16 protein-coding genes and 3 pseudogenes are annotated in these 18,971 nt (G+C 43.5%); 9 read left to right on the forward strand and 10 right to left on the reverse strand.

From position 1 onward, the window contains the following. Positions 1 to 131: 131 nt before the first annotated feature. From VL20_RS05200 to VL20_RS05210, 3 genes are all read right to left on the reverse strand, one after another. Positions 132 to 1,496, reverse strand: coding sequence for a GTP-binding protein (locus tag VL20_RS05200; protein ID WP_052275812.1), 1,365 nt, complete (start codon positions 1,494 to 1,496; stop codon positions 132 to 134). Between the two features lie 162 nt (positions 1,497 to 1,658). After that, positions 1,659 to 2,123: a 2-amino-4-hydroxy-6-hydroxymethyldihydropteridine diphosphokinase gene (gene folK, locus VL20_RS05205; RefSeq protein ID WP_052275813.1), complete on the reverse strand. Its 465-nt coding sequence runs from the start codon at positions 2,121 to 2,123 to the stop codon at positions 1,659 to 1,661. Then, positions 2,120 to 2,830 carry a sirohydrochlorin chelatase gene (locus VL20_RS05210; protein WP_052275814.1) on the reverse strand — a complete coding sequence of 237 codons (711 nt, stop codon included), beginning with the start codon at positions 2,828 to 2,830 and terminating at the stop codon, positions 2,120 to 2,122. Before VL20_RS05210 ends, folK begins: the two co-directional genes overlap by 4 nt. A 392-nt stretch (positions 2,831 to 3,222) precedes the next feature. On the opposite strand from VL20_RS05210, the gene VL20_RS05215 reads away from it, so the two are divergent. From VL20_RS05215 to VL20_RS05225, 3 genes are all read left to right on the forward strand, one after another. Continuing rightward, positions 3,223 to 3,522: a type II toxin-antitoxin system HigB family toxin gene (locus VL20_RS05215; protein ID WP_052275815.1), complete on the forward strand. Its 300-nt coding sequence runs from the start codon at positions 3,223 to 3,225 to the stop codon at positions 3,520 to 3,522. Next, entirely contained in the window at positions 3,509 to 3,904 is a 396-nt protein-coding gene (locus tag VL20_RS05220) for a helix-turn-helix domain-containing protein (RefSeq protein WP_170863898.1), read from the forward strand. Before VL20_RS05215 ends, VL20_RS05220 begins: the two co-directional genes overlap by 14 nt. Positions 3,905 to 4,042: 138 nt before the next feature. Next, positions 4,043 to 4,309: a hypothetical protein gene (locus VL20_RS05225; RefSeq protein WP_002771454.1), complete on the forward strand. Its 267-nt coding sequence runs from the start codon at positions 4,043 to 4,045 to the stop codon at positions 4,307 to 4,309. On the opposite strand, the gene VL20_RS05230 is transcribed toward VL20_RS05225, so the two are convergent. Then, positions 4,306 to 5,970, reverse strand: a complete 1,665-nt coding sequence (locus VL20_RS05230; protein ID WP_052275817.1) for a transglutaminase domain-containing protein — start codon at positions 5,968 to 5,970, stop codon at positions 4,306 to 4,308. The genes VL20_RS05225 and VL20_RS05230 overlap by 4 nt on opposite strands. A 112-nt stretch (positions 5,971 to 6,082) precedes the next feature. On the opposite strand from VL20_RS05230, the gene cofG reads away from it, so the two are divergent. Then, the gene (cofG, locus tag VL20_RS05235) at positions 6,083 to 6,970 is read left to right on the forward strand and encodes a 7,8-didemethyl-8-hydroxy-5-deazariboflavin synthase subunit CofG (protein ID WP_052275818.1); all 888 of its coding nucleotides are present in this window, start codon (positions 6,083 to 6,085) and stop codon (positions 6,968 to 6,970) included. A gap of 537 nt (positions 6,971 to 7,507) precedes the next feature. Next, a pseudogene (locus VL20_RS05240) lies at positions 7,508 to 8,820 on the forward strand (cytosine deaminase). Here the strand turns inward: VL20_RS05240 and VL20_RS32285 are convergent. Both VL20_RS32285 and VL20_RS05245 read right to left on the reverse strand, forming a co-directional pair. Then, a pseudogene (locus VL20_RS32285) lies at positions 8,797 to 8,910 on the reverse strand (DUF952 domain-containing protein); the annotation flags it as partial. The pseudogenes VL20_RS05240 and VL20_RS32285 overlap by 24 nt on opposite strands. A 75-nt stretch (positions 8,911 to 8,985) precedes the next feature. Beyond that, positions 8,986 to 9,327, reverse strand: a complete 342-nt coding sequence (locus VL20_RS05245) for a DUF952 domain-containing protein (RefSeq protein ID WP_052275819.1) — start codon at positions 9,325 to 9,327, stop codon at positions 8,986 to 8,988. Positions 9,328 to 9,562: 235 nt separating this feature from the next. Here VL20_RS05245 and VL20_RS05250 point away from each other — a divergent pair, with 235 nt between their 5' ends. The 4 genes from VL20_RS05250 to VL20_RS05265 all read left to right on the forward strand — a co-directional run bounded on the left by VL20_RS05250 (position 9,563) and on the right by VL20_RS05265 (position 13,344). Beyond that, complete coding sequence (locus VL20_RS05250; protein WP_052275820.1) at positions 9,563 to 10,558, forward strand: L-lactate dehydrogenase; 996 nt, start codon at positions 9,563 to 9,565, stop codon at positions 10,556 to 10,558. A gap of 389 nt (positions 10,559 to 10,947) precedes the next feature. Beyond that, positions 10,948 to 12,384 carry an SEFIR domain-containing protein gene (locus VL20_RS05255; protein ID WP_052275821.1) on the forward strand — a complete coding sequence of 479 codons (1,437 nt, stop codon included), beginning with the start codon at positions 10,948 to 10,950 and terminating at the stop codon, positions 12,382 to 12,384. Between the two features lie 325 nt (positions 12,385 to 12,709). Further along, complete coding sequence (locus VL20_RS05260; protein WP_002771469.1) at positions 12,710 to 13,003, forward strand: DUF433 domain-containing protein; 294 nt, start codon at positions 12,710 to 12,712, stop codon at positions 13,001 to 13,003. After that, the gene (locus VL20_RS05265; RefSeq protein WP_004162992.1) at positions 13,000 to 13,344 is read left to right on the forward strand and encodes a DUF5615 family PIN-like protein; all 345 of its coding nucleotides are present in this window, start codon (positions 13,000 to 13,002) and stop codon (positions 13,342 to 13,344) included. The genes VL20_RS05260 and VL20_RS05265 overlap by 4 nt, the downstream gene beginning before the upstream one ends. Before the next feature lie 262 nt (positions 13,345 to 13,606). Here the strand turns inward: VL20_RS05265 and VL20_RS05270 are convergent, their stop codons facing one another. The 4 genes and pseudogenes from VL20_RS05270 to VL20_RS05285 all read right to left on the reverse strand — a co-directional run bounded on the left by VL20_RS05270 (position 13,607) and on the right by VL20_RS05285 (position 18,937). Further along, a complete protein-coding gene (locus VL20_RS05270) occupies positions 13,607 to 14,875 on the reverse strand; it encodes a glycosyltransferase (protein WP_052275822.1) in 1,269 nt (422 codons plus the stop codon). Next, positions 14,875 to 16,617 carry an ABC transporter substrate-binding protein gene (locus VL20_RS05275; RefSeq protein ID WP_052275823.1) on the reverse strand — a complete coding sequence of 581 codons (1,743 nt, stop codon included), beginning with the start codon at positions 16,615 to 16,617 and terminating at the stop codon, positions 14,875 to 14,877. Before VL20_RS05275 ends, VL20_RS05270 begins: the two co-directional genes overlap by 1 nt. Positions 16,618 to 16,815: 198 nt before the next feature. Beyond that, positions 16,816 to 17,955, reverse strand: coding sequence for a citrate synthase (locus tag VL20_RS05280; protein WP_052275824.1), 1,140 nt, complete (start codon positions 17,953 to 17,955; stop codon positions 16,816 to 16,818). Between the two features lie 287 nt (positions 17,956 to 18,242). Beyond that, a pseudogene (locus VL20_RS05285) lies at positions 18,243 to 18,937 on the reverse strand (Uma2 family endonuclease). Positions 18,938 to 18,971: the final 34 nt, after the last annotated feature.

An 18,971-nucleotide genomic window follows, 5' to 3' on the forward strand; every position in this document is an offset into this window, starting at 1 on the left:
CTCGATATTTCTAGCTAGTGGTCGTTGTCAAAAATTAAGTTTCTAAAATTAGGAGTCGGTCATCAGTAGTCAGTAGGAAATATTTAATTGATCACTGTTGCCTTTTTTCCTTTTTACTTTTTCCCTTAAAATCACTGTTCTAGCTCTAGACGTAAACGATATAAGATAGTTTGCGGATGAACTTGAGCGAGAATTTGATTAATCACCGTACTCGGTCCAGATGCCCCCCAACTACAACCGCGTTCTAGATAGATTTTAGCGGCTTTCCCGATGATATAGGTTCCATAAGCAGCAATTCCTCCCTGTAGGAGGGCGGTGCTACCGTAGAGAGTTAAAGAGGTAGGATTTTCAAAAATACTCGCCGCTGCCGCTGCCGTTTTGCCCAAACCGATAATCACAGTGCCGAGGATTTCCCCCACCAGCAACCCCGCACTACTCAAAAGTAGAGTCCGCCAGAGTTGACCAGCTTGGTGACTGGTAATTGGCAAGCCGTACAAACGAGCTAAAGCCCGAACTAGAGTCAAATCGACGATTGAAGCCCCTAGTAGGTCTAAAATAGCGATCGGATTGGCCGCAATCGCTAAAGCCTTATATTTCGCGTATTGCCAGATAATTTCCTCCGCTTGACTGTCCCGCAGTTCTAGGGTTTTTCTAGCGATATTTTCCTCCGCTTCTTGCCCCTGCACTAAAGCATTTAAGGCCAGCAGCGATCGCCCTTCCCGATTTAAAATCGTTAAGAGTTTATCTTGCAGCTCCTCAATTTGGGGGGGAGGGGTTTCCCACTCAGTCACCACGCTCCCATCGGGGTATTCCACCCGGACGGGAATCGGTTGCGGTTCGGCGGCTACCATAACTATCTCATCGCTAGTTAACAAATCTTCTAACGTTTTTTCGTCCCGATTGGTTCCTAATCTCTGTAACTGCTGAAAAATCTGACGGCGATCAGCTTCTGGATAGAGATCAATCTTATTAAACACCAAAATAATCGGTTTTTTAGCCCGGCGCAATTCTCCTAATGCCTCGTATTCGGTGCGGGTAATATCCCCCGCAACGATAAATAAAATCAAATCGGCACTTTTAGCGACTTCTCTGGCCATATTCGCCCGTGCTTCCCCTTCAATCTCATCCAATCCGGGGGTATCGATTAATTCTATCTGAATTTTACCCGTGGCTGGTGTCCAACGCACCGATCGCGGCCAGCGTGTCACCCCGTGCAGGGGGCCGGTTGCCAGGACTTTTTGACCGACTAAAGCGTTTACCACCGAGGATTTACCGCGACTGACTAACCCGAAGGCCGCCACCCGAATCACTGTTTCATCCAGTTTATCCAAGGCCGATTTGAGGGACTGCAAATCCTGTTTAACGGCGGCCTGAAGTTGGGGATCGGGGGGATAATTCCAATGGCGGCGAAAACTGGCATACCAAGTTAAGGCCTGTTGCAAACTAGCTTTAGCCTGATTGTAATGAGTTTCCTCGAGCGATGGGGTCTTGGTCACGGTTGATTTTTTTACTGTTTATTGATGCTGCTGCCTTTATTGTAGAGTTTCGGGGCGGTAACTGAGATGAGGTTATCTGGGGAGATGGGGAAGTGGGGACGTGGGGACGTGGGGAGCAGGAGAGATGGGGGAATTTCAACTAAAACCCTAACACCTAACATCCTACTCCGCCAATCCCAATCGGCCCAATAGCTGAAGGATAGTTTTTCCAGTTACGGGATCTCGCCAATCGGGGGCAATTTCTGCCAGGGGAAGCAGCACGAAGGCCCGTTCTCGGCAGCGGGGATGGGGTATCTTTAATTCGGGCGTTTCTAAGATCAGGTCATCATAAAATATTAAGTCTAAATCGAGGGTACGCGGTCCCCATCTTTCCCGTCGGACTCTCCCGAATAACTGCTCGATTTCTAACAATTTATGCAGTAAATCTAAGGGAGATAAGTCCACTTGCACAATGGCGCAACCGTTGAGATAATCGGGCTGAGGAGGGCCGACGGCTGCGGTTTGATACCATTGGGAATGAGCTTCTAGTTTAATTCCTTTGACTCGCTCTAATTCCCCTAAAGCTTGCCCTAAAATTGTCGCTGAATCTCCTAAATTACCGCCCAAAGCGATCGCTGCCCGCTTCATCCACATCCTTCCTCAACAATAATCTCGGCTAATTCCCCCGTCGCCCCCAAAGATTTACCTAAAGATATATTGACATTTGGATGCTTTTGTGATAGTTCAAAAACTTGGGCTTCGATCGCGGCGGTAATTCCACCAGTAAAGAGGAAATAGGGCAGTATAGCAATTGTTGGGCTACCTTGAGCAATTAAACTCTCGATTTGTTGGGATAAACTCGGTTCTATCGACCAATAAGCTGTAATTGCTCCAGAAAACGCCGCTAGATTTTCCACTTCCCGATTACCCCCGGGGCGACGACTACCGTGGGACAGTAAAATGCGGTCTTGGGGGCTTAAATCAGCAAATTGTCGGGATAACAGCGATTTTATGCCCTGATAACTGCCTAAATGGGGCTTTAACTCTAGCTCAATCGGCGATCGCACTTTGGCCACGGCTGCGGGAATATCTTCTTTAACGTGAACCCCCGACAGGAGAAACAGGGGGATAATCTGCAACCGGTTACATCCTTGGCTTTGTGCTTGTTGGGCAAAAGCTTCTATTTTTTGATGGAGAGGTGTTATCGCTAATTCTAGGGCGGCAGTCCCCACTAATACCCGATTATCTGCTTCTAGAACCGCTAGAGATGGGCTAAACTCCGATTTACTCGCCAATCTTTCGGCGGGTTGACTGATTTTTTCTTGAACTAAGGCTGCTAATCGTGTCACCGCCATGGCTGGACGCGGATCGCGACTACCGTGGAAAACCAATAAGTAGGCTGAGGAGGTCTTCAAAGAAATCTGGCCAAAATAGTTTAGTTTTTAGCCTAATACATTTTCTCTCCCTTTAGGCATCAATTCTCCTGATATTCTCGATTTAGCTGGTAAGCGGAAAAACCTCCCCACTAGCGGGCGTTGGGTTTCATGCTTCAACCCAACCTACGTTCATTTTATATTTAATTCCAGCCACCTACTTAGCTGGTAAGCGGAAAAACCTCCCCATTAGCTCCAAGTGCTACCATTTTAGGCAATGTAAAGTGTGAGCAAATCAGCCCGCTGGCTTGAGTTAGCCTAGATATTGAGATATAATTGCTATTGACAGAAACTGCCAGAGGTATATTTGTATTATGCGGGGAATTAGCCGTCGAATACTTCGCGATTTCTGTATCACTAATGCTAATTCCTGCGAGTCTCTCTATGATTGGTATAGAGTCGCTAGTAAAGCAGCATGGCAAAATCTAATCGATGTGCCAGCCACTTATAAAAGTGCTGAATCTGTTGGTAATTTCACTGTTTTTAACATTAAAGGAAATCACTTTCGTCTAATTGTAGATCTAGTTTATAGCCGACAAACTATCTATATTAAATATATTCTTACCCATGCCGAGTACGATAAAGAAAATTGGAAAAATGATGCTTACTTTTAATTCTAAAACCTATGGAGAATTACTCGCTTACTATCAACCAAAAGCAATCACCACAGAGGTGGAAAACGAGCGAGTAATCGCAATTGCTCAAGAGTTGGAACATCGCTCGGAACTTAGTTTAGAGGAGGAGGCTTTACTGGAGTTATTGATTAGTTTGATCGAAAGGTTCGAGGCGGATAATTATCCAATTCCTGACAGAAATCCTTTAGCCACCTTACAGCATCTGATAGAAGCTAACGAGATAGAATATCCAGAGCTAATTACTATTTTGGGTTCCCCTGATGCGGTGGAGCAAATAATTAATGGACAACGCAGCATCAATCAGTCAGAAGCTAGGTCTTTGGGAGCATATTTTCGGGTTGATGCTAGTTTATTTACTTAATAAGTACCTAAGCAAAATTAATTACACATCTCAAGGGAAATTGATTTGACACGACTACTTAACAAATTATTGCGATAGCTTGCCATTAACTAATTTTCAGCGATAATCTAAAGTCAGAGTCCATCGGGAGATAAGATCATGAACTTTCGTCTAGTTCTATTTTCAGGCCTAGTAACGGCTTTAGTTGGTGCTGGTATTGGTTATGGCATTAGCCGCATTGAACGCAATCCCAGCCAAGTCAACTATAGAAATCCCCATCACTATCAAATCATCTATGGACGTTATTTTGCCGGTGCCGGGGCAGCCCTAGGCTTCTGTGTGGGTGCGGGTTTACAAATGGTCAAAGAACTCAAAGAAGAAAGAGACAGAGAAATGGGCATCCTAGATGATGGGTCAGAATTCTAGTCTTTTGGGGCTAATTCCTCAAGAATGATAAATTGAACGTGATTAATCGCTAAATCGCCGATGGGAACTTGGGTTTTTAACACCGGTTGTCCTTGACTGAGCATTCGTTCAAAGGGGATATCTTTGGCAATTTCCGTGTGATACCAAGCTAAACCCATAAAGAAACGATTGGGATAGGGACCACCTTCAAAAATATCATCGGGATTGGACTCCATGGGAACCCAACCGATAGAGGGAAGATAAAATTCCATCCAGACGTGATTGTAATCCGGTTCGAGGGGTAAATTACGTTCGAGGGCATGGGGTGGGCATTTATAGCGTCCTACCGTGCGACAGGCAATACCATTGAGACGACACAAAGCCAATAATAAACCCACATATTCCCCACAGGAACCGACTCCGCGCCGCAGGGCAATATCAGGGGTGTCGATGTTGGGTTTGATGCCGTAGGAAAGCTGATCATAGACGTAATTACGAATACTATAAACTTTTCTGAGGAGATTGGTTTCCCGACCGGTCGCTTCTTCGGCAGCATTGAGGATAATTTCTGTATTCATGGCCAGATCATCATTATCGATCAAATAGCGATCGGGAAAATCGGCGGGTAAGGGGGGTAAATCTTCGCAATCTTGGGGAGTAATTTGGTATTTAATACCCCACACTTCTAATACTACTTTCCACCCAAAAATATGACGTTGTTTGCCGGTTATTTGCTCGAACTTAAATACTGCCACCCGCTGCCCGTCCTGAATTTCTTCAATAAAAGGCAATCCCACCGCTTCGACGCTGCGAATTTTTTGCCGTGGTGTTTCTAAGGGTAAAGCGATGCGCCATTCCACATCTTTTAGTTCGATATTATAGAGGGGTTCCAATTCCTCGACGTAGGATAATTCAATCAGATAACCGTTAGAAAGGGCGTATTTTTTAGCGGGATCGTAGTGAAAATATAGAGGATGGACAAAAGTACGCGGACGATAACTAAGTTCGTGAACCTGTTCGGAATTGGGATTATCGCGGATACAGGGTTCTTGGAAAGCATAGGCCACATATAATATATCCTTGCCACTGTTAGCATCGCGATAAAATGCTAATCCCGTCGGTGATTCAAAAGGAGTTATCATGCTAAAAAGCTGTTCTCCCGTGGCGCGATCGAGACAGTAAACCGTTTGTTCTAGGGTATCCGTTAGCCAAAGTTCTTCCCCGCGAATGGTGATATTTTCGATGCCGATACCCGGTGCGTACAAACGGGTAATTTCCTGTCCCGATTGGCGATCAAATATAAAGATTTGTCCAGAACGTTGACAAGTGACATAAATTGTGTTGCCAGTTACGGCAACTCCGTTAGCGGTGTAGGGAAGACGGGTAAAAAATTTCGGGGTAAAATCTTCGAGAGTACAGCAGTAGAGATTTTCGCGAGTGGTAAACCAGAGGTTATTTTGATCATCGATTGCCAATCCCGTCGTCCCGACGAATTCTTGCCAGCGATGGGAATTAAGTACGCTTGTATGACCAGTATCGAGGACAATTTGGTATAAATAGCCGTTTTTTGCGTCGATAGCGATTAATTTGTCATCTTGAAATACAATTCCGTGCAGGGCCGTGGCGCTAATCGGGCGAATCGTTTGACGATGGGAGGGAAGACTGGCAGGATCGAAAATCATAGGAGGAAGCGAAAAGGGAGAGCGTTTTTAGGTGAATAAAACAGCAATTCTCCCCACGATAGCAAATTTTCTCGCCCTTGAATGCTCGTAATGAACTGCAATCCCGAAAAAAATGTCAAGAATTGTCACCTATAGTCCCTCTCATACCCTTGTACCTACCTACGAGTGTTTCAATCGTTGCAGTTATTGTAATTTTCGCAGGGATTTAGGCACTCATGGCTGGTTAAGTTTGGAAAAAGCCAAAGAGATTTTAACTGCTTTGCAGGGTTCGGAAATTACGGAAATTTTAATTCTTAGCGGCGAAGTTCATCCTTTAGCACCCAATCGAGAGTTATGGTTTCGGCATATTTATAATTTGGGAGAATTGGCTTTAAATATGGGTTTTTATCCCCATACCAATGCGGGTATTTTAACTTTTGCCGAGATGGAAAAACTGAAAAATGTCAATCTATCTATGGGCATAATGTTAGAACAAATGACGGTGACTTTATTAGATAATGTCCATCGTCATGCCCCCAGTAAAGTGCCATCCCTGCGTTTAGAACAGTTACAATGGGCGGGAGAATTAGGAATTCCTTTTACCACGGGTTTATTATTAGGAATTGGTGAAACAGAATGCGATCGCTTAGTAACCTTAGAAACTATTGCCACTATTCATCAACGTTGGGGACATATTCAAGAAGTGATCCTACAACCCTACAATCCGGGCAAAAGGGAACAGTGGCAAAATAATCCTTTTTATCTGCAAAAATTACCCGATCTGGTTAGACAAGCTAGGGAAATTCTGCCCCCAGATATTGTCATTCAAATTCCCCCGAATTTAGTACCCGATCCTCTTTTTCTCTTGGATTGTTTAGCGGCAGGAGCGCGGGATTTAGGCGGTATTGGCATTATCGATGAAGTTAATCCCGATTACCTCCATTTACACCCCGATAAATTAAAGGAATTTTTAGCAGTTTATGGCTGGGAATTAAAGGCGCGACTACCGGTTTATCAGTAATCAGTAATCAGTAATCAGGGAAAAGATAGCACTGTTAATGCCATTTAACACTCCTTACTTAATACCGCATAATTGATTATTATTCATTCTTAATTCTTCTGACGACCGACGACCGAGGGTGCATCTCATTTTTGTCAATCTACCAATTGGGATTTTTACGGGGAAACTCTCGGCTAAGATCGGGCATTACTTCCGATTTTATCACTCAATCCAAGCTTTTGGGGGGTTCTACCCCCCAAACCCCCCGTTGGGAGCGTGGCGCCGCCCCCAAACCCCCCGCGCATTAGTTTTTCGGTGGGATGCTTACACGCAGCTGCTGATACATTTGTAATTATCTATAGCGTTTCCTGTTCGCAAGAGGTACATTATCGATGTTGAAAAGCTTAATTAGCAAAGGTTTAACTGTGTCACACAGGTGTGAGAACCGCTATAAGAGTTACTGATAATTGCTGACTGTCGGTATTCCTGCAAATGTGAGATGCACCGACGACTGGCTCCTAATCCTAACAACAATTTTTGATTTTTACCAGAGGTCTTATGATTCCCTCAAGCGAGCGCTACTGGCTCAAAAATGCTCATATTCCCGTTTCCCTGCTAGAAAATGAGAGTTTCTCTCCCCAAACCTCCGAGGGATTAACCTTAGTTAATCTGGAAATTAATGACGGTAACATTAATCGCATCACCTCAACAATCCCCCCGAAGATAATATTCCCGTTATTGACCTCAAAAAAAAGATTGTTTTTCCTTGCTTTGTTGATATGCACACCCATCTCGATAAAGGTCATAGTTGGCATCGTTGTCCTAACCATGATGGCACTTTTGACAGTGCCTTAAAAATGGCCCTAGAGGATTCCCGACGGGAGTGGCGCTTAGAGGATGTGTATCGTCGCATGGAATTCGGCGTTAAATGCAGTTATGCCCACGGAACCGCCGCTATTCGCACCCATATCGACTCTTTTGGTCAACAGGCACAGATTAGCTTAACTGCTTTGGGAGAATTGCAACGACAATGGGCCGGTAAAATCACCCTGCAAGCGGTTTCCCTAGTTTCCCTTGACTACTATCAAACCTCCGAGGGAGCGGCCTTAGCCGATAAAATCGCCGAATTTGGGGGCATATTAGGGGGAGTAGCCTACACAAATCCTGATTTACAGGCACAAATTGATATTACCTTCAAATTAGCCCAAGAAAGGGGTTTAAATCTCGATTTTCATCTGGATGAAAACGGCGATCCCGATTCTACCTGTTTAGCAGCGATCGCCCGTACTGCTATCAAAGAGCAATTTTCTGGACAAATCATCTGTGGTCACTGTTGCAGTTTAGCGGTACAATCCCCTGAAATAATCCAAGAAACCCTAAATTTAGTCAAAAATGCGGGTATTGCTATCGTTAGCTTGCCGATGTGCAATCTCTACCTACAGGATCGTCAAGAGGAAAAAACCCCCTTTTGGCGCGGGACAACTAAGGTAAAAGAGATGAAAAAAGCGGGAATTCCGGTAGCTTTTGCCAGCGATAACTGTCGCGATCCCTTTTATGGTTTTGGGGATCACGATGGTTTAGAAGTCTTTACCCAAGCGGTGCGGATTGCCCATCTCGACACACCCTACGCTGACTGGGTAAATAGTGTCACCCTCACCCCAGCAAATCTGCTCGGATTGCCCCATTTAGGGCGTATTAAGACGGGTCTAGAGGCAAATTTGTTAATTTTCAAGGCGCGCTACTTTAGCGAGCTATTATCGCGACCACAGTGGGATCGTCTCGTGATTCGGCGCGGGTTAAGCATCGATACTACTCTCCCCGATTACCAAGAGTTAGATGATTTAGTTTTAGGAATTGAGCAACTCCTGTAAGGGTTTGACAAAAACTACCGATTCTAGGTTGATAGCACCGTAAATATGGGGAAAGGTCTCTCTTTCTAGCTCTAAAGAACGTAGGTTGGGTTGAAGCATGAAACCCAACGCCCGCTCATGTTACGCTACCGCTAACCCATCCTACAAATAATTGTGCATCCCTACTTAGGAATTGAGCAACTCCTCTAGGGGTTTGACAAAAACTACCGATTCTAGGTTGATAGCACCGTAAATATGGGGAAAGGTCTCTTTTTCTAGCTCTAGAGTTGCATTTTCTGGGTTAGGATGTTGGGGCTGCTCCCATTTGACCGGGGACTGCAATTGTTCAGGAGAAATGGCTAAAACCAGCAAATCTGGCTGATTTTGATAAAAAGCGTCCACAACTTTCGGAATTTGTTCTAAGGTGGAGCAATGGATAAATCCCTCATTTTTTAGGGAATAAGCCCGATATTCCCCCATTTCACGAGCTATTTGCCAACCTCTTTCTGTGGTGATGTGATAGATCATCGGTTCGCCTCCTACTGTCACTTTATTCCTAATTTTAGGATATAGCCTGAAGCTGTCAGCGGCCCTCAATTCTCTTAAACTAGAGGTCAAGGAATAAAGACAAGAAATTTGTCCGACCACTTACCAGAAAAAAATGGCTGGTAACGTCCTCAAAATCTCTTTATAGTCTCTTTTTACCTGATATTAACCTTTTCCCCTTAAAATAAGCTTACCGAGCCAGTAACTGCAAAAATCTATGTTAGATAAAATATTTACTCCCAATCCCTACGCTGAAAAACCCGCACCTCTGCGTCCTCGCAAGGGGGTGATTATCGGTGTTGGTCAGGTGGGGATGGCCTGCGCTTACTCGATGTTAATTCAAGACTGTTTTGATGAATTAATTCTACAGGATATCGCCACGGATAAAGTCGAAGGGGAAGTGATGGATTTAAGGCACGGAATGCCTTTTATTGAACCCACAGACTTGAAAATGGGAACCGTGGCCGATGTGGGACAAAATGCCGATGTGGTGATTATTACTGCCGGGGCCGCCCAAAAAGAGGGAGAAACCCGATTACATCTCCTTGAGCGAAATGTGGCGATTTTCCGCCGTATTCTCGCGGATGTGGCTGTTTACTGCCCCAGTGCTTTGATTTTGGTGGTGAGTAATCCCGTCGATATCATGACCTATGTTACCCTTAAAATCACCCATTTTCCGCCCTCTAGGGTGATTGGTTCGGGTACGGTGCTAGATTCTGCCCGTTTACGCTCTCTTTTATCCACCCAACTCCATGTAGATGCGCGTAACGTCCACGCTTATATTATCGGTGAACACGGGGATAGTGAGCTTGCTGTGTGGAGTTCGGCTAATATCGGAGGAGCAAGGTTATTAGAAGGAGATTGGCAGGATTTAAGCGCGGCCGACCAAGAAAGCTTAACAGAAATTTTTCTTCAGGTTAAAAACGCCGCCTATGAAATTATCAAACGCAAGGGTTATACTAGCTATGCGATCGGTTTAGCTACCACGGATATCGTTAAAGCGATTTTACGTTCCCAAGAAAGAATTCTCACTATTAGCACTCTCCTCGATGGTCAATACGGTCTCAAAGATGTGTGTTTAAGTATTCCCTCGGTGGTTAACGAGAAAGGAGTGATTAAAACCCTGAATCTTGCTCTCAGTCCCAGAGAAACCCAACAGTTACATAATTCGGCCAAAATCATGCGCGATTTAATCGATCAACTCAAAATTTAACTTAGGGTTGGCTGAATAAATCTAAAAACATTGTTGGCTAAGATTTTTAGATTTTTTTGCCCTCAAAAAGTGCCGAACATAAGAGCGATCGGGGGCAAAATTTTGGCACTTTTTCCCCGAAAATTAGGTAATTGTGGGGTGGACTGAAGAAATTAGTGCTAGACTTCCCGAAAAGTCTATTTTATTGCAGCTTGTTGTTAGGAATCTACTTAAAAGAGGCTGTTTAATCTGGCTAATACGCTTTTGGTTATGATACGCGGAAAAGTTCTGGCGATGGTGCTAAAATGGGGGGATATGCCGAGAGTTTTTACATATCGTTACTCTCAGGAGTGTTATCGAGAAAGTTTTTGTATAATTAATAGTTGGACTTATTAAGGATTTACGAATAGATGAAAAACCCTAAGTTATTTATTTCTTATAGCTGGTCTAACCCAACACATGAACAGTGGGTAATTGATTTAGCTGAAGACCTGACCCAATCGGGTGTTCATGTTATTCTTGATAAATGGGATCTTAAAGAAGGGCATGATTCCTTTGCTTTCATGGAAAAGATGGTTACAGACCCACAGATAACCAAGGTGGCCATCATATGTGACGAGGTTTACGCTTCAAAGGCAGATGATCGATCCGGCGGTGTAGGCACTGAAACTCAAATCATCTCACGTGAAGTTTATGAAAACCAGGAACAAGGAAAATTTGTAGCCATAATTGCTGAGAGAGATTCAGAAGGTAAAGCATACCTGCCAACATACTATAAATCGCGAATATATATCGATTTAAGCGAACCCGATAACAATGCAGATAATTTTGAAAAGTTATTGCGTTGGATATATGACAAACCCCTTTATACGAGGCCTGAGATAGGTAAGCGGCCATCTTTTCTGGATGAATCAGATGGAATATCTCTGGGTACTTCGGCAGTGCACAAAAGGGCTATATCTGCTATCAAAGAAAACAAGCCATTTGCATCGGGGGCGTTAGATGAGTATTTGTCTACTTTTGTTAGTAATCTTGAAAAGTTCAGAATCACCGAAAAGGAAGGTGAATTTGACGATCAGGTTATTGATAATATAGAAAAATTTATTCCTTATAGAAACGAAGCAATTACTTTGTTTATCACTCTCGCGCAATATGCACCAACAGAAGAAAATGTCCTCAAAGTTCATCGCTTTTTTGAAGATTTGATCCCATATATGAGTAGGAGGGAGAATGTTAACAGTTGGGGTGAATGGGACTTCGATAATTTCAAATTTATTATTCACGAGCTTTTCTTATATGTGGTTGCCATTTTCACAAAGCATGAAAGGTTTGCAGAAGTTAACCTACTGTTGACGAATCAATACTATGTGAACGGAAGATCCGATTATGGAAAAGATGTAATGGTTGGATATGAGGCTTTCCGAGATGGCTTGCGTTCTTTAGACCGTCGAAATAGTAGATTAAAGCTAGGACGTTTATCTGTTCATGCGGATCTGCTTAAGCAAAGAAGTAAACACTCTGGCATAGAATTTCGTTACCTAATGCAGGCTGATTTTATATTGTTTATGCGGGCTGAAATACAGCAAGCCGACTTTTATTCTCGTTGGGTTCCACACACATTACTGTATGTTTGCCAGTTTCACAGTGCGTTTGAAGTATTTGCAAGGTCGTCATCAAAGTCATACTTTGAAAAAGTTAAATGTATTCTAGGCATAGATAAACCATCAGATCTAAGTGAACTGATGGAAGCTTATAAGGCACACCCTCAAAGATTACCAAGGTGGCAGTTCGAGTCATTTAGTCCATCTATACTACTTGGCTATGAACAATTAGCTACAAAGGCATAACAAGGTGCTGCCGTCGGACAAATTTGCCGCAGAGCGCTTCGTTAGACAGAAATCCCAGAAATGTTCAATCTAATCTTTATAGTTCTTCGGTTTGTGTCAGTGTGATGCCGAAGGCACTGCGTAGCAGTACGCCGCTCTGGTAGGGTGCGTTAATGAAATGTAACGCACCTCTTTTTTCTCTAGTCAAACTATTAGAGCCAGTCTTAGGTTAGGTTGCCGAAAAAACATCTAGCCTAGGATTCCTCTAGCCACTAGATGCCATGATCAAGTCATGTCTGTCCCTGACTAAAATAGAATTAGCGATTTCCCTAAGAGACCTAATTCCATGACGATTATCACTCTTTCACGTTATGTCACCAGAAACAATGAGATTTTAGGTGGAGAGCCAATTATTGAAGGCACTCGCACATCTATTCGCGCAATCGTCGGTCTGTGGCGATTAGGTGTGATGCCAGAGGAAATTCCAACTCATTTACCTCATTTGACCTTAGCACAAGTGTTCGATGCCTTGAGTTTTTATTTGGATCATCAAGCAGAAATTAACGAGTACATTGAGCGTAATCAAGTCCCCGATGAGTTGGTTCATCCTTCTGTAAAGGCTGCTTTGGGTGAGCTATGAGTATATTTGCTTCCCTTTACATGGACGAAGATATGTCAGCGTTAGTTGCAACACTTCTGCGTTCTCGTGGTTTAGATGTCACCACTGTTCCTGAGCAGTCAACTTTAGGCAAAACTGACAGCGAACAATTAGAATTTGCAGCTTCTTTAGGTAGATGTCTTGTCACCCACAACCGAGTTGATTTTGAACGATTACATCTTCAATTCATAGAGGAAGGCAGAGAACATTGTGGAATTATTGTTGTCCCTCAGAAAACTGCCTACGAGGTCGTGCAACGGGTTAGTGTTTTAGTCAACACCTTAACTGTTGATAGTATTAATAATCAGTTACTATACGCATGATTTCTCCGCAAACTTACACTCTAAGCACAAGCCAGCTAACACGATGAAGCGGCGATGTTCTAGTTCATTCATCACCGCTGACCATTGCTGTTAGACAGAAATCACAGAAATGTTCAATCTAATCTTTATAGTTCTTCGGTTTGTGTTAGGCCATGGACGGGTTATAAAGGGCGATTTTTGTCAATTGTTTTCGATAACGTTTTTAAAACCCGACACCCGACACCCTGTCCCCAGGAAAAACTTTTTTAGCAGACCCTAGCCATTATACCGATAGGACGGGTTGGCCGGTAGAAATGGCTTTTTCGACGATATCGGCGGCCATTTTCACTCCTCCAGTCTTCTGTAGTGCTTTTTGCATTCTCAGGGCATTTTCTCGGTAACTGGGGAAGGATAAGACCTTTTCAATCGCCTTTCGTAAACGGGGAACTTCTAGACGGGAAATCGGAATCACTTCCCCTGTCCCCGACCATTTTATCCGAGCAGATACCCCCGGTTGGTCGTTAGTGATGGGAATGGCCACCATCGGTACAGCTTGCGCTAGGGATTCTAGGGTAGTATTTAAGCCTGCGTGGGTGATAGTAAGAGAGGCTCTGGTTAAAAGCTCTAATTGAGGAGCGTAGGGAACAACTAGGGCGTTTTTTGTCGTTATTTGAATGTTAGAGTCGGTGTTGCCCAAGGATAAAACTAATTGTACCGGCAAATCGGCACAGGCTTCTGCGATCGCATTAAAGGCCGATTGTAGGCGATTTTGAATTGTACCGAGGGACGCATAAATCAAGGGTTGTCCGGTTAATTTTTCGTAGGGAAAAGGAATCGGTTTTCTGGTGGAGGAATCGTGAAAGGGGCCAGTAAAGTGAAAGTGAGCGGGTAAATTTGGCCGAGGAAACTCAAATTCGGCAGGTTGTTGGCTAATTTGAGCAAGGGGGGAATAGCGTTGATTGATGTTTTGATAGGGAATTAACCCCCATTCTTGACGCTGCTGGTTGATTAACTCATTCAGGGGACGAGTCAGAGAGTCAAGGAGTTTATAGCCAATTTTATTGCGAATAACCCCGATAAATGAGGGATTATAGTCCCAAGTGGTCATAAAGGGCGGAATAAGCGGATCACGATTTAAAACCAATGCCCCGGCAAAACTGACAAAGGGAATAGCTAATTTTTCTGCGATTGTACCTCCTGAGGGGGAAACTTGATCGACAATTAGGGCATCAATTCCCAAGCGACGCATCTCTTGGGGGATAGTTTGAAAGAGGGTCGCGGTAGAATTAGTTACTAATTCTACTGTGCGTCGGACGGCGGCTGTTCCCTGTAATTGACCAATTTCGGCTAAATTTTTGGCTGATGTGCCTTTTGGATATTTGTCGGGTGCAATTGCCTGAAAATCTAACCCGGCTGCTTGCACCATTTCTTCACCATCAAGAGTTAGAAAACAGGTAACTTTATGACCGCGTTTTTGTAATTCTTTTCCTAAAGGTAGGAGAGGATTAATATGTCCAGAAGCGGTGGGACAAAGAATGCCAAAATGAGTCATTAAACACCTCCACAGGTTTTCTTTAATTCTTCTAGATTCCAGAATGCCCCACCCAAGGCGGAGAATTGTATTCCTTCAAAGCAGTTACGCACCGCCCCCAAAGCGAGGGGATTGACAAGATAAATAAAGGGGACGTATTCCTGTTGAAGTTGTTGAATTTCATTATAGATAACTTTGCGCTTCTCAAAGTCTAATTCTTGGGAACCTTTGACGTATAAATCAGCGATTTTTTTCTCCCAATCTGCCGCTTGCCAGCCTTGAATCGGAGGACTACCCGGTTGAGGTTGTTGGTTAAAAGCGTGGAGATTTCCATCTACATACCAAATATTCGGGGCGTGGGGTTCATTATCGCCGGTAAAACCTAAAATATGTGCCTCCCAATCTAGACTATTACTCAGTTTATCAACTAAATTACTAAAAGCGATCGCTTGAAAATCCACTTGAATTCCTATTGCGGCTAAATCATTTTTAATTTGCGCCCCAATTGCTTCCCTGATTTTATTTCCTGCATTAGTAATTAGGTTAAATCTAACGGGATTATTATCAGCATCGACTAGCAGATTATCACTATTATACTTAAATCCGGCCTCTAATAATAATTCTTTGGCTTTTTCGGGATTATAATCGTAACCTTTCAGGGTTTTATCGTAAAAAGGCGATTGAATAGAAATAAAAGAGTTTTGTTCTTGTCCCAATCCTCGATAGATATCATCAATCATTCTTTGACGATTAATGCCATAGGCAATAGCTTGACGGAAATTTAAGTTATTAAACCACCGGGATTTAATCGGCTCTACTAGGGGTTTTCCGTTGCGTTTGCCTTGGTTGAGATTAAAACTAATAAACTGGGTTCCGTAGGCAGGTCCCCCGTTAAAAATAGTGAAATTTCCTCTTTCTTCTTCGGTTTTTAAGAGGGAGAAAAATTCGGGAGTTACCGCAATAGAATCTAAACTTCCCGAACGAAATTGCAGTAAAGTTGTATCCTGAGATTCAACAATTGCCCAAATTACTGAAGTTATATGGGGTAATTGTTGTCCCTGAGCATCTTTTTTCCAATAGTAGGGGTTATTCTCAAAAATAATCCTTTGTCCCGTGATATATTCTTTGAGTTTATAAGCACCATTAAAAACAATTTTATCGGGAGGAGTATCTAACCCCCAAGTGGAGAGAAATTCCAACCTACCATCGGGGCTTTTTTTCTGAATAGTTTTCTCTAAAGCGTGTTTAGGTAAAATCGGTGAACTGACAGCATCTAAAAAAGGAGCAAAAGGTTCGGGTAGTTTAAATTCAATTCTGCGATTATCTAGTTTGGTGATAACGGGGAATTCTTTTTTTAATCCTATTCTTAAACTATCGCGGTAGTTGTTGGGAATATCAGGATTTAGATATAATTTTTTATAGGTAAAAACCACGTCATCAACGGTTAATGGTTGACCATCTGACCATTTTAAACCCTCTCTTATAGTAAAAATAATGCTCAAATTATCATCGGAAATTGTCCAAGATTCTGCTAAGACTGGTTCTTTTTTGCCAGTAATGGGATTTTCTGTTAATAGTCCTTCGTAGGTTAAACCAAAAATATTCGGGGATTCGGCCGATAAAACAGCATTAAAGGTTTTGGGGTCACTTAATACCGATATGACCACTTGATTGCGTCTAACTGGATTACCACAAGCAGTTAGGGAAATCAGCAATAAACAAGAAATTAAAAATACCGTTAATCCCCGCCAAAATTTCACCATAATCTTTAATATTTTTCTGTCCGACTATCTAGAAGTAAAGACCTTGTCTTGCTATATACACCGAAACTGACCAAGCTGAAAGCCGCTAGACTGTTTCCTTGCCCCATCAATATAACAGGAAATGAGACAAAAAATCTCGCCTAGGAAAGATTGACAAAGGCGAGAAACCGTGTTTCCATCAAGAATGGGAGATAAAATCTAAGAACGTTGTTCGATCGGTGTATAGGGGACTTCGTGTTGTCCGGTGTAGATTTGGGTAGGACGGAAAATGCGGTTAGCATTTAATTGTTCTTTCCAGTGGGCCAACCAACCAGCCACCCGGGAGATGGCAAAAATCGGGGTAAATAAATCATTGGGGATGCCTAATTTCCGATAAACCAATCCCGAATAGAAATCCACATTAGGATAGATACCTTTTTCGCCGTAGATATCCACCATTGCCTGTTCTAATTCTAGGGCGATATCGTAGTATTCATCGGAACCTAATTCCGCGAATAATTGTTCGGCCAGATTTTGTAAAATCGTCGACCGGGGATCCTTAACTTTATATACCCGGTGTCCAAAACCCATAACTTTTTGTTTGTTGGCGATACATTTTTCCACATAGGGACGAACATTAGCCACCGAACCGATTTCCTCTAACATTAACAATACTTCCTCGTTTGCCCCACCGTGGAGGGGACCGGCGAGAGTTCCCACTGCTGAAGCGATGACACCGTAGGGGTCGGTTAAAGTGGAAGCCGTCACCATAGCCGAAAAAGTCGAGGCATTCATGGTATGTTCAGCGTGGAGAGTCAAACAGACATCGAAAACTTTCGCCGCTAAATCCGTCGGTCTTTTTTCCGTCAACATATAGAGGAAATTGGCCGCATAATCAAGACTATCGTTGGGCTGAATGGGATGATTACCTTTGCGAATCAATTGAAACGCCGCCACCATAGTGGGGATTTTCGCTAATAGCCGCACTACTGCCTGACGGATATATTCGGGATTATCCAAAGCCCGACGGGCATAGTATAACCCTAAAGCCGCCGCCGAAGTTTGTAGCGCATCCATGGGGTGGCCTTTTTCGGGGAAGCATTTCATCATGTCTTCGATACGGTACTTGATGCGTCGATGATAACGGATTTCATCGGCAAATTCGTCCAGTTCCGCCCCCGTGGGCAGAACACCCCAGATAAGGAGATAGGCGGTTTCGAGGAAGGTACTTTTTTCGGCGAGTTCCTCAATCCGAATGCCCCGATACTCTAAGATTCCCTTTTGCCCATCCACAAAGCTGATACTCGATTGGGCGGCGGGAATTCCTTCTAAACCTGGCCGATATTCACAAACTGTCATAGTTCTACTTTCCGTGGCGAAGATTAAGCCCTAACGCTAACTTACTTGATCTTTCCACCCTTACCGAAATTTTATAGAAATTCTTCGGTTCTGCCTCTCCCGTTCAGGATTGGGGAGAAGTGGACGGAAATTACCCCTATTTAGCGATTGCTTCGTCGATTTAGTCAACCCTGCCCTAGCGCATTTTTTCTGGGCTTACTGTTGCGACTCTAGCTAGAGGACTTGATATTTATCTACTTTCATTGTAGCGAGACTATCTCGATCGATTGAGCCGAGCGATAATTTTTTTAAGTTTCTTCGGGATTAATATTTAACTCCCGCAGTTTTGCCGCTAACCTTTCGGCCCGTTGTCGTTCCACTTCAGCCCGTTGTCGTTCCGTTTCGGCCCGTTGTCGTTCCGTTTCGGCCCGTTGTCGTTCTTGGTTGTAACTGGTGAAAGGTTGACCATCGGGATAATACAAGAGTAACTCCGGTTGGGCCAATTCAAAACGAATGCCCAAGCGAGGACTGACCCAATTATCGAGATTTTCCAGACTTTCGAGCCGATTTTCCCGACGAATACAGCCGCCCAAATCATTTTTATCGGGATTATAAATGTAGTATTCTTCCACGCCATAACGGTCATAAAACAGTAGTTTTCTGGTCATTTCCGTTTGGGTATTACCCGGAGAGAGAATTTCAAAAACCACTTGCGGGGGATATTGTTCTCTTTCCACTGTTGATAGGAACCTCTTTCGCCTTTTGGTCTGCCAAAAGCTACCATGACATCGGGTGCTTGTCGAGTCTTATTATCTCCCTCCACGGGATACCAGAGTAAATCACCGGCGACAAAAACATCGGCATCATTGGCAAATAACCAGTCTAGATTCGCTTTAATCGTCGTAATCCAGCGAAATTGTCTTGTATTGTCGGCCATCGGTTTACCATCGCTATCGGGATAGACGATTGTGGTTTTCGGGCTGTCGTCGAGTTGTCTAACCATTGCTTAACCCTAAGTAAGTGGTTTCAATTAAATT

Origin of the sequence: Microcystis panniformis FACHB-1757 (assembly GCF_001264245.1) — a bacterium.
Classification (GTDB): Bacteria; Cyanobacteriota; Cyanobacteriia; order Cyanobacteriales; family Microcystaceae; genus Microcystis; species Microcystis panniformis.